The 14,232-nt window shown below is 60.8% G+C and carries 12 protein-coding genes; 7 read left to right on the top strand and 5 right to left on the bottom strand.

Translation table 11 applies throughout. The annotated features are described in order from the left end of the window. Positions 1-87: 87 nt before the first annotated feature. Together murI and GR183_RS02435 are read right to left on the bottom strand one after the other, a co-directional pair. Entirely contained in the window at positions 88-864 is a 777-nt protein-coding gene (murI, locus tag GR183_RS02440) for a glutamate racemase (protein ID WP_160773985.1), read from the bottom strand. Further along, a complete protein-coding gene (locus tag GR183_RS02435; RefSeq protein ID WP_160773984.1) occupies positions 861-1,673 on the bottom strand; it encodes an RNA methyltransferase in 813 nt (270 codons plus the stop codon). Before GR183_RS02435 ends, murI begins: the two co-directional genes overlap by 4 nt. A gap of 895 nt (positions 1,674-2,568) precedes the next feature. Between GR183_RS02435 and GR183_RS02430 the strand changes: the two genes are divergently transcribed. From GR183_RS02430 to GR183_RS02420, 3 genes are all read left to right on the top strand, one after another. After that, a complete protein-coding gene (locus GR183_RS02430; protein ID WP_160773983.1) occupies positions 2,569-2,793 on the top strand; it encodes a hypothetical protein in 225 nt (74 codons plus the stop codon). Then, positions 2,790-3,371, top strand: a complete 582-nt coding sequence (locus GR183_RS02425) for an HdeD family acid-resistance protein (RefSeq protein WP_244313581.1) — start codon at positions 2,790-2,792, stop codon at positions 3,369-3,371. The genes GR183_RS02430 and GR183_RS02425 overlap by 4 nt, the downstream gene beginning before the upstream one ends. A gap of 216 nt (positions 3,372-3,587) precedes the next feature. Next, positions 3,588-4,799 carry an NADP-dependent isocitrate dehydrogenase gene (locus GR183_RS02420; RefSeq protein ID WP_160773982.1) on the top strand — a complete coding sequence of 404 codons (1,212 nt, stop codon included), beginning with the start codon at positions 3,588-3,590 and terminating at the stop codon, positions 4,797-4,799. 92 nt (positions 4,800-4,891) lie between these two features. Here the strand turns inward: GR183_RS02420 and GR183_RS02415 are convergent, their stop codons facing one another. After that, positions 4,892-6,196, bottom strand: a complete 1,305-nt coding sequence (locus GR183_RS02415; RefSeq protein WP_160773981.1) for a cyclic nucleotide-gated ion channel — start codon at positions 6,194-6,196, stop codon at positions 4,892-4,894. 296 nt (positions 6,197-6,492) lie between these two features. Here GR183_RS02415 and GR183_RS22100 point away from each other — a divergent pair, with 296 nt between their 5' ends. Continuing rightward, positions 6,493-6,621, top strand: coding sequence for a hypothetical protein (locus tag GR183_RS22100; RefSeq protein ID WP_260513295.1), 129 nt, complete (start codon positions 6,493-6,495; stop codon positions 6,619-6,621). A gap of 74 nt (positions 6,622-6,695) precedes the next feature. On the opposite strand, the gene alaS is transcribed toward GR183_RS22100, so the two are convergent. Together alaS and recA are read right to left on the bottom strand one after the other, a co-directional pair. Continuing rightward, positions 6,696-9,356 (bottom strand): alanine--tRNA ligase, encoded by a 2,661-nt coding sequence (alaS, locus tag GR183_RS02410; RefSeq protein WP_160773980.1) that lies wholly within the window; start codon positions 9,354-9,356, stop codon positions 6,696-6,698. 279 nt (positions 9,357-9,635) lie between these two features. After that, positions 9,636-10,700: a recombinase RecA gene (recA, locus tag GR183_RS02405; RefSeq protein WP_160773979.1), complete on the bottom strand. Its 1,065-nt coding sequence runs from the start codon at positions 10,698-10,700 to the stop codon at positions 9,636-9,638. Between the two features lie 256 nt (positions 10,701-10,956). On the opposite strand from recA, the gene GR183_RS02400 reads away from it, so the two are divergent. From GR183_RS02400 to GR183_RS02390, 3 genes are all read left to right on the top strand, one after another. Further along, positions 10,957-11,883: a carbohydrate kinase family protein gene (locus GR183_RS02400; RefSeq protein WP_160773978.1), complete on the top strand. Its 927-nt coding sequence runs from the start codon at positions 10,957-10,959 to the stop codon at positions 11,881-11,883. Between the two features lie 109 nt (positions 11,884-11,992). Continuing rightward, positions 11,993-12,907 carry a pseudouridine-5'-phosphate glycosidase gene (locus GR183_RS02395; protein WP_160773977.1) on the top strand — a complete coding sequence of 305 codons (915 nt, stop codon included), beginning with the start codon at positions 11,993-11,995 and terminating at the stop codon, positions 12,905-12,907. Positions 12,908-13,049: 142 nt separating this feature from the next. Beyond that, complete coding sequence (locus tag GR183_RS02390; protein WP_160773976.1) at positions 13,050-14,219, top strand: RLV_5639 family protein; 1,170 nt, start codon at positions 13,050-13,052, stop codon at positions 14,217-14,219. Positions 14,220-14,232 lie beyond the last annotated feature (13 nt).

The raw sequence follows: 14,232 nt of genomic DNA, 5'->3' as shown, positions 1-14,232 counted from the left end.
TGCGTAAAAAGCCATGGCGGGCCAATGACGACCCGCCAAGCTCGCGCGGTGTTTAGTGGAATGCGGGGCCCATGTCAAACCAGTTCATCAGGAATCATGCGGCTTTTCGCCGATGAACGGCAGGTAATCGAACGCTACTCCCGCCGTCGAGATATACCGGTCGAAACGCGCAGTCCCCGCATCGGGCGCTTCAATGACATCGGCAAGACGCCGGGCGATGGCCGGAGCCGGATCGACCCAGTCGACTTCCCAGGGCGCAAGAGCGCGCATCTCCTCCACGAGGAACGGGTAGTGCGTGCATCCAAGAACGATCGTATCGGTTCGTTTCCCACGCTTTTCCTTGAAACAAGGCACAATTTCGGCGGCAAGGCGCGCGCCGTCTACCGCACGGCCCGCCAGTTTTTCCTCCGCCATGCGGGCAAGGCCGGTCGCCCCGACGAGGGTGACAGCAACATCCGGCGCGAACTGGCGGATGAGATCGAACGTGTAATCCCGCTTCACCGTGCCGGGTGTTGCAAGAATGGAGATCAGCCCGCTTTTCGTGCGCTCCGCCGCAGGCTTGACCGCCGGCACCGTGCCGACGACAGGAATATCAAGCGTCGCTCGCAATCCCGGCAGCACAAGCGTGGAAGCCGTGTTGCAGGCAATGACAACGGCGCATGGCCCATGTTCGGCCACATGTTTCGCAGTCAGCGACACCACGTGATCCGTAAGCTCCGCCTCATCCCAATCGCCATAAGGAAACGCAGCAAAATCCGCGAGATAAACCACCGACAGGCCGGGCAAGAGCGCCCTCACCTCACGCGTGACCGACAGGCCCCCGATGCCGGAATCGACGATCAGGACCGGCCGGTTTGCGCTCATTCGTCGTCCCGCCCTTCAGGCTCTTCCCTGCGTGGGCGCGTCGGGCGGCGTTCAAGCGCCGCGATCACGCCCCTGAGCGATTTCACTTCCTGACGGGTGAGGTTCGCCTTTTGCAGGATATTGCGAAGATTGAGCACCATCGACGGGCGTTTTTCGGGCGGGCGGAAGAAATTCACGTTGTCGAGCGCCGATTCCAGATGCTCGAACAGGCGCACGACGTCCTCTTTTTCCGCAGGCGGATGCGTTTCCTCGTCAACGCGGAAGGGAAGCGCGCCCCTGGTCGCCTTCATGCGCCACTCATAAGCGCAGACGAGCACAGCCTGCGCGATGTTAAGCGAGGCGAAATTCGGGTCGACGGGAAGCGTCACGATCTCATCGGCAAGCGCCACTTCCTCGTTGTTGAGGCCCCAGCGCTCCCGCCCGAACAAATATCCGGTCTTGTGCCCTTCACGGCCATGACCACAGACGGTTTGCGCCGCCTCGTCCGGCCCCCGCACCGGCTTGGAAATTTCCCGCGACCGCGCCGTTGTCGCGTAGACGAACCTGAGATCGGCAATCGCCGCCTCGACGCTGTCGAACACCTGGACATTGTCGATCACGTGATCCGCCCGGCTTGCAGCGGCACGCGCCTTCTCGCTCGGCCAGCCGTCACGCGGGTTGATGATGCGCAGGTCCACAAGGCCGAAATTCGCCATCGCGCGGGCAGCTGTGCCGATATTCTCGCCCAGCTGCGGCTCACAAAGGATCACCGCCGGCGGCAGAACGTCGACAGTCACGGTTTCAGGGTCGATACGGGCATTTCGCGTCATGGCGCGGGATTTAGCTTAAGACAGGGAATAAGGCTAGAGGGAGAACATGTGCCGATACCTCCGCACGCTTTCGCGCCGGAGCTTAAAGACTGGGAACGGTGAGGCGCGGCATCGCCGCCTCTTTGCTTTTTTGTAATGAGGGTCGCGGTTCCGCCGCGCAAGCATCGTCCGGCGAAATTGACCATTTCGCCGACAAGACGATGCGCACTTATTAGTAGAGCGAATTCTTGACGTTCAGATGCAAGCATCTGAACGGAAAGCGCTCGCCCCATGACGTTGTCTCCCGCGGCCACACTCGCATCCGCGACCGGCGCCGTAGCCGAAAGCTTTTCCCCGGACATCGGGCAAATACTCCCGAGGGAGCCTTGCCGTCACACCCGGACCTTCGGACTAGCGACTGGCCACCCGCACTACAGCGGCCACCCACCGAGGGGAGCACGCCAGCCTAATCAGGTCCGTTAAGCCCTTTAGGTGATGGACCCACAAATAAGGTTGAAATGGTATGCGCGGATTTTGTTCGGATACCGGAGCGCTTTCCACGAAAGCGAAATCGCTTTCGTGTCAAGAATTCGCTCCAGTCCAAAATTGGAGCATATTCTTGTCGCCAAAACGCTGTCCGTTTTGGCGGAATATGCTCTGCGCAAGCCTGCAGGATACCGTCCGGTTTTCAAAGGCTTGCAACGACGTTGCCGGGCAAATCCGCCATATCCTGAAAGGACGCGAAAATGGCTTCGACCTGCCACGTCGAAGCGCTTGACCGGGTGGCAGACCCGCTCCGCGCGCTTCTCCTAGCATCTCTTTGCCGTTTTAAGCGCCATTCCAGCCTTATTTTTGGGTCCATCACCTAAGCCGGCACCGTCACGGTCCCACAAGCAGCCGGGCGATGGGGGGTATTATGGATGAGGCCAAAGAGCCGGGGATTGGTTTTACGAAAATACATTCTCAGTGCGCGAACGCTTCGAATGCCGCAACGACGAAATATCACCAGATTTCCCTTGTCATTCTCGCTACTTTACGCTGCGATAGTTCATTGATGCCCGGCAAGCGTTTCCATGTGTTGGGAAATACCATGCACGCCCTGCCGGGAGAGATGCGGAAACCGAAGGGGTGGTGGAAATGACCAATCAGGCAGATGCAAACATGCAAGCGCAAGTGGCGCAGGTGACGCAGACCGTGCGCGAGAAATGGGGTTGGTTCCTTGTGCTCGGCATCGTGCTCGTGATCTGCGGGTTTCTGGCCATCGCCCTTCCGTTTGCCACGTCGATCGCCGTCGCGCTGGTGATCGCCGCCGTGCTCCTGATCGGCGGCGCGGTGCAAGTGTGGCAGTCATTCTCGGTTCAAGGTTGGGGCGGATTCCTGTGGCAACTCATCACAGGCGTCGTCGCGATCGTCGGCGGCATCCTGATCTATGCCAATCCGGTGTTCGGCGCGTTCGCGCTGACACTTGTCGTCGCCGCCGTCTTCGTCGCGCAAGGCATAACCCAGCTCATCCTCGGTTTTCGCCTGAAGCCGCATGACGGCTGGGGCTGGATCGTCGCCGCCGGCGCAATATCGCTGCTTGCCGGTATCATGATCTGGGCTGAATTCCCGTTTTCCGGCACCTGGGCACTCGGCATCCTTGCCGGCTTTTCCATCGCCTTCAACGGGTGGAGCTATATCGCCATCGCGCTTGCCGGCAAGAGGATGGCGAAGGGCTGAAAATTTTTCCGCTACTCCAAGAGCGGAAATATCGAGGATTTTCAACCGTCCGTCGAATTGTTGACAAGGAGCTAGCTTTGCCTTTGCGCCGCCCTTTGCTATAGGGGCCGCGCAAGGGCTGCCTGATGCCGGAATCTCCAGGCGCAAGCGGCAGCGAATCGAATTCTCCTGCGCCATGGGCGCCGGTCCCAATCGAAACGAGAGGTCAACAGCATCATGGCTAAGATCAAGGTCGCAAATCCGGTCGTCGAACTCGACGGCGACGAGATGACGCGGATCATCTGGCAGTTCATCAAGGACAAGCTGATCCACCCCTACCTCGACATCGACCTGAAGTACTACGACCTTGGCATCGAAAAGCGCGACGAGACGGACGACCAGATCACCGTCGATGCGGCCAATGCGATCAAGGAATACGGTGTCGGCGTGAAATGCGCCACGATCACGCCCGACGAGGCCCGCGTCGAGGAATTCGGCCTGAAGCGCATGTACCGCTCGCCGAACGGCACGATCCGAAACATCCTGGGCGGCGTGATCTTCCGCGAGCCGATCATCATGAAGAACGTGCCCCGTCTCGTGCCGGGCTGGACGCAGCCGATCATCGTCGGCCGTCACGCCTTCGGCGACCAGTACCGCGCGACCGACTTCCGCTTCCCCGGGGCCGGCAAGCTGACGATCAAGTTCGTCGGCGACGACGGCCAGGAGATCGAGCATGAGGTGTTCCAGGCACCGGGCTCGGGCGTTGCCATGGCGATGTACAACCTCGACGATTCGATCCGCGATTTTGCCCGCGCCTCGATGAACTATGCGCTCAACCGCAAGGTGCCCTGCTACCTTTCCACGAAGAACACGATCCTCAAGGCCTATGACGGGCGCTTCAAAGATCTCTTCCAGGAAATCTACGAGGCCGAGTTCAAGGACAAGTTCGAGGCGGAGAAGATCTGGTACGAGCACCGGCTGATCGACGACATGGTGGCGGCGGCCCTGAAGTGGTCCGGCGGCTATGTCTGGGCCTGCAAGAACTACGACGGCGACGTTCAGTCCGACACCGTCGCGCAAGGGTTCGGCTCGCTCGGCCTCATGACCTCCGTTCTGATGTCGCCGGACGGAAAGACGGTGGAAGCGGAAGCCGCCCACGGAACCGTGACGCGCCACTACCGCATGCACCAGAAGGGCGAGGAAACCTCGACCAACCCGATCGCCTCGATCTTCGCCTGGACGCGCGGCCTTGCCCATCGCGCCAAGCTGGACGGCAACGACGAGCTTGCGAAATTCGCAGCGACGCTGGAAAAGGTCTGCATCGATACGGTGGAATCCGGCCACATGACGAAGGATCTGGCCCTTCTCGTCGGCCCGGACCAGAAGTGGCTCACCACCAACGGCTTCCTCGACAAGATCGACGAGAACCTGCAGAAGGCCATGGCCTGAAGCTCATTGCATATACGAACGGATCGGGCGCCCGCACGGGCGTCCTTTTCGTTTCGGGATCTGAATTTCACCGCGCGATCCATGCGCGCCGGTCAGCTTCGCTCCGACGATCCTTCCGTGTCGGATGCGGCTTCAGTGAAAAGCTCCGGTTCTTCTTCGCTACCCTCGCCGCTGTCGGCGACGGTCTCGGACAAGGCCGCCTCTTCCTGCTCCAGTTCCTCCTCGGCGATATCGATGTCGGGATAGAAGGTCGTCGCGGCGCGTTCCTCGGCTTCCTTGAGAATACGTTCGGCAAGTACCGGCCGGCGCTGCATGAGGACGCCAAGGTCGCTCGCACTCAACGCCATGAGGTCCGTGCGCTCGAGCGCGGTAACGGTCGCGGCGCGTTTGCGCGGGCCGACCATCGCCATCTCACCGAAAAAGGCCCCTTCCCCAAGCTGCAGGCGCGAATGGCCGAAATCCGCCTCCACCGCTCCGTTCGCGATGAAATACATGCAGTCGGCATCCTCGCCCTTTTCGGTGACGATCTCGCCCGCGCCTATCGTTACCGCGCGCAAGAGTTTGGCAATGTCCGCGATTTCCGTTGCCCTGAGGTCCTCAAACAGCGGCACGCGCGCGACCATCGCCCATGTCACGACGAACTCGCGCGAATGGATTTCACGCGCGAATGCCGTTGCCACGATGCCGATCGGCAAGGCGAACAGACCGTAGCCCATCATCATGACGAGACCGCCAAGCACCTTGCCGGTTGCCGTCACGGGCACGACATCGCCATAGCCGACCGTTGTCAGTGTGGCCAGCGCCCACCACATGGCCGCGGGTATGGACCCGAACTTCTCGGGCTGAACATGCCGCTCAACCAGATACATGCCGGTCGCCGCGACCAGTACGGCACCGAAGATGATGACGAAACTGGCGATCAACGCATGACGCTCCTGCGCGACCGCGTTGATCAGCGAACGCAGCGCCGGCGAATAGCGGGCAAGCTTCAGGAAACGCACAAGCCGGACGATAACGAAGGCCTTGAAGGCTGCGTCCGAGACAAACAGGCCGACGACAAAAGGCAAGACGGCCAGAAAGTCGATGATCGCCTCGGGCTGTAGCGCATAGCGAAATCGCGCGCCGATGGGCCCGAACCGGCGTAGCGGAGGATGCAGGTCCGCAACCCACAGCCTTGCCAGATACTCAGTAAGGAAGACGAGGCCGGTGGCCAGTTCGGCGAGTGCGAACAACCGGGAATATCTGGCCGACACTTCAGGCACCGTTTCCAGCAACGCCACTACGACAGTCGCAAGAATGAACAAGACGAGCACCCGATTGACGCGCCGCCCGAGCGGATCTCCGGTCACGCCCTTTTCAAGAAGCCTGTATGCCGTCGTCTTGAAGCCTTCCGTCATTCCTCCGCCCAACCGCTCTCATGCCTCGTTTCAGCATACCAACGCAACGTCATGCACATCGTCGAGCCACCGAGATAAAACCGCAAGTCAGTATCGGCACTTAAGCCTGAACTTTGAAGTCGCTGCGAAACTTTCCTCCCTTCAAGCATCGCACCCGAAACGCCTCATGCATTCGTGACCGCCCGCGCGCATCTCGTGAGTGGCAAGTGCGACATTCCGCCACACCTAATGAGTCAGGCGGGCCGCAGCTTTGTGCAGCTGGCCTGCGGACAACCTGACGAACTGGAAAAACTATCATGACGGTTATCGAAACGGACAAGGTCAGAGGCGGTTCCACCACCCCCAATCATACGATGACGAAGATCCTCATCATTTCGCTTACCCTTGCGGTGGCGTCGCTCGGGTTTGTGGCGGCTGTCGTCTGATCCCGCGAAACGAAAAAGGCGGGCTCGATTGGCCCGCCATTTCTTCTCGCTCGCCGGAATACGGCATTTTCCCGTCAGGATGCAAGCGCTGAGGCGATCGCTTCAACCGCCGCTTCCGCCTGGCCGGCGTCGCTGCCACCGGCCTGCGCCATATCGGGCCGCCCTCCGCCGCCGCGCCCGCCCAGCGCCTCGGACCCTATTTTCACCAGATCGACCGCGCTGATGCGGTCCGTAAGATCCTTCGAGACGCCGACGACGATCGAAGCCTTGTTTTCCTCGCCCTTGCTGATCAGCACAACAACGCCGGAGCCGAGGCTCGCCTTGCCTTCATCGGCGAGGCCTTTCAGGTCCTTGGGGTTGATGCCTTCCACAACGCGCGCCATGAACTTCACGCCGCCGACTTCGCGCACCGCCTGAGCGTCACCACCGGCACCGCCGCCCCCCATGGCAAGCCTCTTCCTGGCATCCGCCAGTTCGCGTTCAAGCTTGCGGCGCTCTTCGATGAGAGCCGCAACGCGCGTTGCAACGTCGCCCGGCGCTACTTTCAGCAGCCCGGCAACCTCGCGCAGCCTTTTGTCCTGCGCTTCCAGATAGTCGCGCGCCGCCTCGCCCGTCAGCGCCTCGATACGGCGGACGCCTGCGGCAACCGCACCCTCCTGAACCACCGTGACAAGGCCGATGTCCCCGGTACGGCGCACATGCGTGCCCCCGCAAAGCTCCAGAGAATAGGTCTCGCCCGCCTTCTCACCATGGGTGGCAGTACCCATGGAGACGACACGCACTTCGTCACCGTATTTTTCCCCGAAGAGCGCCATGGCGCCCTGCTCGATCGCCTCGTCGACCTCCATGAGATGCGTTTCGACGGGTGCATTCTGGAGAACGACTTCATTGGCGATTGCCTCGACTTCGCGAAGCTCATCCGCCTCGATGGGCTTGGGATGAGAGAAGTCGAATCTCAGCCGGTCGGGCTGGACGAGCGAGCCCTTCTGCGCGACGTGCGTTCCCAAAACCTCGCGAAGCGCTTCGTGCAGCAGGTGGGTCGCCGAGTGGTTTGCACGGATGGAACTACGGCGAAGATGATCGACCTCCATCTCAACCGCGAGCTCGGGTACAACCGTGCCTTCTTCAATCGTCACGCTGTGAACGAAAAGTCCATCCGCCTTTTTTTGCGTGTCGGTCACGCGGATGCGCAAGCCAGCGGCGCTCATGATGCCGGTGTCGCCGACCTGACCGCCGGATTCACCGTAAAATGGCGTCTGGTTGGTGATGACGAAGCCGGTATCGCCCGCCTTGAGCTCGCGGACTTCCTCGCCATCCTTGACGAGCGCCGCCACGATCCCCTCCGACGCTTCCGTCTCATAGCCGAGGAACTCGGTCGCGCCCACGCGCTCCTTGAGGGCGTACCACACGGTGTCCGTCGCTGCTTCGCCGGATCCGGCCCAGGCGGCACGCGCTTCCGCCTTCTGCCGCTCCATAGCCGTGTTGAAGCCTCCCGTGTCGACGGATATGCCCCGTGCCCTGAGGGCATCCTGCGTCAGATCGAGCGGGAAACCATATGTGTCGTAAAGTTTGAATGCCGTCTCGCCATCAAGCTCGGCACCTTCGCGCATGTCTCCGGTCGCATCGTCAAGCAGCGACAGGCCACGCTCCAGCGTCTTGCGGAAACGGGTTTCTTCAAGCTTGAGCGTCTCGGTGATAAGCGCCTCGGCGCGCGCAAGTTCGGGGAATGCCCGGCCCATCTCGCGCACGAGCACAGGCACCAGCTTCCACATCAGCGGCTCGGTCGCACCCAGAAGATGCGCATGGCGCATGGCGCGCCGCATGATCCGACGCAACACGTAGCCGCGCCCTTCATTCGACGGCAGCACGCCGTCGGCAATCAGGAAGCTCGTCGAGCGCAGGTGGTCGGCAATGACACGATGGCTCGCCCTTGCCTTACCTTCCGCATCCACGCCGGTCGCATTTTCGGAAGCCGCGATCAACGCCCGGAAAAGATCGATATCATAGTTGTCATGGACGCCTTGCAGGACGGCTGCGATACGCTCGAGCCCCATTCCGGTATCGATGGACGGGCGAGGCAGGTCGATACGCTCGCTGGCGAGCTGCTCGTACTGCATGAAGACGAGGTTCCACACCTCGATGAAGCGGTCGCCATCTTCTTCCGCCGAGCCCGGAGGCCCGCCCCAGATGTGATCGCCATGGTCGTAGAATATTTCCGAGCACGGACCACAGGGACCCGTATCGCCCATTGCCCAGAAATTGTCCGAAGTCGGAATACGCAGGATCTTGCTCTCGGGCAGTCCCGCAATCTTTTTCCAGAGATCGAAGGCCTGATCGTCTTCGGCATAGACGGTTACCAGGAGGCGGTCCGCGGGCAAGCCGAATTCCCTGGTGATCAGGTTCCAGGCAAGCTCGATCGCTCGATCCTTGAAATAGTCGCCGAAGGAGAAATTGCCGAGCATCTCGAAGAAGGTGTGGTGTCGCGCCGTGTAGCCCACGTTGTCGAGATCATTGTGCTTGCCGCCAGCCCGCACGCACTTCTGCGAGGTGGTCGCCCTGCTGTAATCACGCTTTTCAAGACCCGTGAAGACATTCTTGAACTGCACCATGCCGGCATTGGTGAACATCAGCGTCGGGTCGTTGCGCGGGACAAGCGGACCGGACGAGACGACCTCGTGTCCGTTCTTCGCGAAATAATCGAGAAACGCCGACCTGATTTCGTTTACACCGCTCATTGAGCTTTCTTTCACCTTCGTGTGTGGCGCCGACAACGGAATTTTTGGTTGGCTACGGTGGCTTTCAAGGCTTTCCACCTTCTTCCCGACCACCTCGCACCGCCCCGTCCCCGGCAGGCAGATTTCACTGTTTGCCTTTTATCTGCGGGCCATGAAGCTGTCCAGCCAAGGGCAAGCCGGCAAACGCGAAAAGGCCCCGGCGCTTCTTTCGCCAGGGCCTTTGCCGAATATCATTCACGCAGCTCGGACAAAACGGCCCGACAGGCCGTCCGGTTATGGTCAGTCGTCCTCGGAACCGCCGGCCGGATCCGTGATCCGCTCTGCGATAAGGCCGGCGTTCTGACGGATAGCCAGTTCGATTTCTTCTGCAACTTCGGTATTTTCACGCAGGAACTGCTTGGCGTTCTCACGCCCCTGTCCGAGCCGCTGGCTGTTGTAGGAAAACCATGCGCCCGACTTCTCGACGATGCCGCCCTTGACGCCAAGGTCAATCAGTTCGCCCGTCTTGGACACGCCCTCGCCGTAGACGATATCGAATTCTACCTGCTTGAACGGCGGCGCGAGCTTGTTCTTCACCACCTTCACGCGCGTCTGGTTGCCGACCACCTCGTCACGGTCCTTGACGGACCCGATGCGGCGAATATCGAGGCGTACCGACGCATAGAACTTCAGCGCATTGCCGCCCGTGGTCGTCTCCGGAGAGCCGAACATCACGCCGATCTTCATGCGGATCTGGTTGATGAAAATCACCATGCAGTTCGAGCGCGAGATCGAGCCGGTGAGCTTGCGCAACGCCTGGCTCATGAGGCGCGCCTGCAGGCCCGGCAGGCTGTCGCCCATCTCGCCTTCGAGTTCCGCCTTCGGAGTAAGCGCGGCAACGGAATCGATCACCAGGACGTCGATCGCGCCGGAACGCACGAGCGTATCGGCGATTTCCAGCGCCTGCTCGCCGGCATCCGGCTGGGATATCAGCAAGTCGTCGATATTCACGCCGAGCTTGCGCGCATAGATCGGGTCGAGCGCATGCTCCGCGTCGACGAAGGCGCAAATTCCGCCCAGCTTCTGCGCTTCCGCCACGGTGTGGAGCGCGAGCGTGGTCTTGCCCGAGGATTCCGGCCCGTAGATTTCAACGATGCGGCCCTTGGGCAGGCCACCGATGCCGAGTGCGATATCGAGGCCGAGCGAGCCTGTCGACACCGTCTGCACTTCCACCGCCTGCCCCTGGCCGAGGCGCATTATCGAACCCTTGCCGAAGGCGCGTTCGATCTGCGACAGCGCGGCGTCGAGTGCTTTGGTCTTGTCCATCTGGTTGCCCTCTACGAGGCGGAGTGTGCTTTGCGACATGTACTGACCTGCTCCTTATTCCACGATTGCACCCGGCGTTTCAATCGATGCTTTTGTACACTTTTTGTTCCTCAAATAAAAGCGGAAACAACGCATTGGAGATTCGACATAATTTTCAATATGTTCAACATATGTTCCGTGTGTAAATTGAATAAATTACGTTGCGTTAGATTTCACTTGCCGCTTGAACCTTCGACCGGAAAAGGAGAATCATCGCCGCGCTCGCCACGCCATTCCCCTCAGCCAAGAAAGTTTCATGCCTACCAGAACATCACATTGCGAAGTTGCCGCATTCGGCGCGATCAATCTCGACACGATCGTCAAGGCCAGGCAAACGATAAAACGCGATACCTCAACGCCTTCGGATTTCATCGAAACGCCGGGTGGTGTCGCGGCGAACGTTGCTCGCGCGCTGGCAAGATGCGGCGTATCAAGCGCCCTTGCGGGCGCTGTCGGGCAAGACGAGACCGGTGCGATGCTCAAGAGAATGCTCGCGGAGGCCGGGATCGAGATCTCCGACGTGAGAGAACTCGAAAAACCGACCGGACGCTACGTCGCGCTGCACGACCCCGACGGCAGCCTGGCGGCGGCGGCCGTTCATGGAGAGATCGCCGACAGCCTTCCCCCGGACTTTTTCGACGAAATGGAGGGCGCGGCGGCATCGGCAAGGATTTGGTTCGTCGATGCAAATCTGCCCGCTTTGCTGCTCTCGCGCGTCATGGAGATGGCCGGGGAAAGGCTGCTCGTTGCCGATGCCGTCTCGGTCGCGAAGGCGCCGCGACTTGCCGCGATCCTTCCCCGCCTCGACATGCTGTTCTGCAATCGCGCGGAAGCTGCCGAACTGGCGGGCATGACGCCCGGCGCCAGCGCGCTTGAACTTGCGGCAAAACTCGCCCGGCAGGGAGCGAAAGCCTGTTGCGTGACCGACGGCGCCCGGCCTGCCGGATGCGCCTTGCAAGGAGAGTGCTTTTCGATCTCTCCGCTCAACGCCCGGGTTGTGGATGTGACCGGCGCAGGAGACGCCTTGATCGCCGGCTGGATCGCCGCCCGGCTGAAAGTCCCGGCTGGCCGTCCAGCACTTGAGGCAGGCTTTGCCGCGTCGGCGATTGCCGTCGAGGCAAAAGGGAGTGCCCCCGACAACTTGAACTGGGATGCGATCGAACAGCGGATGCGGGAGAATTGATCGCGTCGATTTCCGTTGGAATTTTCCATCTTCAAAGACAAAAGGTTCCGGTAGTTCCGGTCTAGTGCTACTCGAACCGGAAAGCGGAGTTCGTCCGAAAGGCAGGATTATGACCGATATCTTGAAGATTGCGCCGGAGGTTTCGGCCGCGCTCGAAAAGGACGGCGCCGTCGTCGCGCTCGAATCGACGATCGTCACCCACGGAATGCCGTGGCCGAGGAACGTGGAAACGGCGCTTCAGGTCGAAGCCGATATCCGCGAGCAAGGCGCGGTACCGGCAACCATCGCCGTCCTCGATGGCGCAATCCACATCGGGCTGTCTAATGGCGAGCTGGAACGTCTCGCCAAGGCCGACCACGTGATGAAATGCTCGCGCGCGGATATTGCCTTTGCGGTTGCGACCGGCCAACCCGGTTCGACGACCGTGGCGGCAACGATGATGGCGGCGCATGCGGCCGGCATTTCGGTTTTCGCGACAGGCGGCATCGGCGGCGTTCACCGCGGTGCGCAGGACAGCTTCGACATCTCCGCCGATCTCGACGAGCTCGCCCGCACACCCGTTTGCGTCGTAGCGGCCGGCGCCAAGGCCCTGCTCGACCTGCCGAAGACCCTGGAAGTGCTGGAAACCAGGGGCGTGCCGGTCGTGGGATATCAAACGGATCGCTTTCCGGCCTTCTGGTCTCGCGAAAGCTCCCTTCCCGCCCCTTACCGCCTCGACACGCCGGCCGAGATCGCCAGGCTCTTGCGGACGCGGCGGCTTTTCGGCGACCACGGCGGCGTACTGGTTGCCAATCCGGTCCCGAAGGAAGCGGAGATTCCTTCCAGCGAAATGGAGGGCTGCATCGATGCCGCGCTGGAGCAAGCGGCGAAGCGCGCCATTTCGGGCAAGGATGTAACGCCCTTCGTCCTGTCGCTCATCTACGACCTGACAAATGGCCGTAGCCTGGCCACCAACATAGCGCTTGTCCGCAACAACGCACGGCTTGCCGCGCGTATCGCCCTGGAAACCTGCAGCGAGAGATAAAAAGACTGGCCCTTGCGTCTTGGCAGTGTAACATTCCGCAAGGACAAGACTTAGCCGTTCGGATTGTTTTGAAATTTGAAGAAGCGCATCCGGGTATGCCGGGATTTCCCGGCCGATCTCACCAAGGAACGGGGAGTTGAATATGGCCGAGACAAGCCTTTCACCGATGCAGTATCTGGACAAGGCGGTCGGAGCGCTGAGGGATATGGGCCTGATGCCGGATTCGACCGGCGAAGCACCGATCAACGCCCTTCTCGAACAGATTTCCGATCTTTCGCCAGACAAGGTCGCGGTCATTACGCGCACGCTCGGCCAGGCGTCCACCTTCAACGAAGTCGTTCGAAACGAAATCCAGGCGATGGCGATCGGTGAGCGCTACGAAGCCATAACCGAGGCATTCAACTCCATTCGCGACGATGCCAAATCTCTCGTCGACCAGCTTGCCGACGGCAAGCTCTCCTTTCTTGAGAACCTGTCGAACAAATGGCGCGACATGACGCGGGGAACCATATCCGACCGTTTCGACAAGATCCGCGGCACCTATCAGGATGTTGCACGCGATACGAAGGACCAGATCGAGCGCGAGCAGCGTATTCTCGAAGCCTACCGCGATTACCGTGGCGCCCTGAAGCAGGCGGAGGTCATGGCGCTCGAAGTCCTCAACACCGCGACCGCCAAGCTCGATGCGTCGAAGCAGGCGCTACAGTCGGCAAGCAACACCGTTGAAGACTACAAGGGTGGGGATGCCGCGGAAAAAGCGAAGCTGGAGCTTGCGCGCGACGAGAAGATGCGCGCCATGCAGGACGAGGAGAAGCGCTATCAGGTCGCCAAGGACCTCTCCGACAATCTGACGATCGGCTACAACACGTCGGAGGTGATCATGGCGCGGCTGATGCAGACCACCAACGCCAAGGAACGCATCTACGCGCAATCCGTCAGCTTCTTTTCAACCAATGAATCCGTGCTGACCGCGCTCAATGCATCCTTCACGGGCTTGCAGGGGCTGCATGAATCGACCGAAACTCTGAATTCGATGAAGGAAGGCGTTTCCAAGAGCCTGGAGACACTGGCCGAGATTGGCGATGAGGTGCAGGAAGCCGCGTTGAAAGCGGGCTATGGCCCGACCGTGCAGGCGGCGGCGGTGAAGAAGCTCGTCGATTCCGTCGTCAACTTCCAGGAGAATTCCCGCGAGATCATTTCCGAAATGCGCGAGCAGGCGACGAAGAACTCGGAAGAAATCCGCACCGCGGTGGAAGACGGCAAGCGGCGGCTTGCGAAACTCGCCGCCGATGTGAAGGCGCTGCCAGCGTAACGGCCGGCCGGAT

The sequence above is a fragment of the Stappia sediminis genome (assembly GCF_009826895.1).
Taxonomy (GTDB): Bacteria; Pseudomonadota; Alphaproteobacteria; order Rhizobiales; family Stappiaceae; genus Hongsoonwoonella; species Hongsoonwoonella sediminis.
The sequence above is the reverse complement of the archived record's forward strand: the minus strand, read 5'-3'. Positions and strand labels throughout refer to the sequence as shown.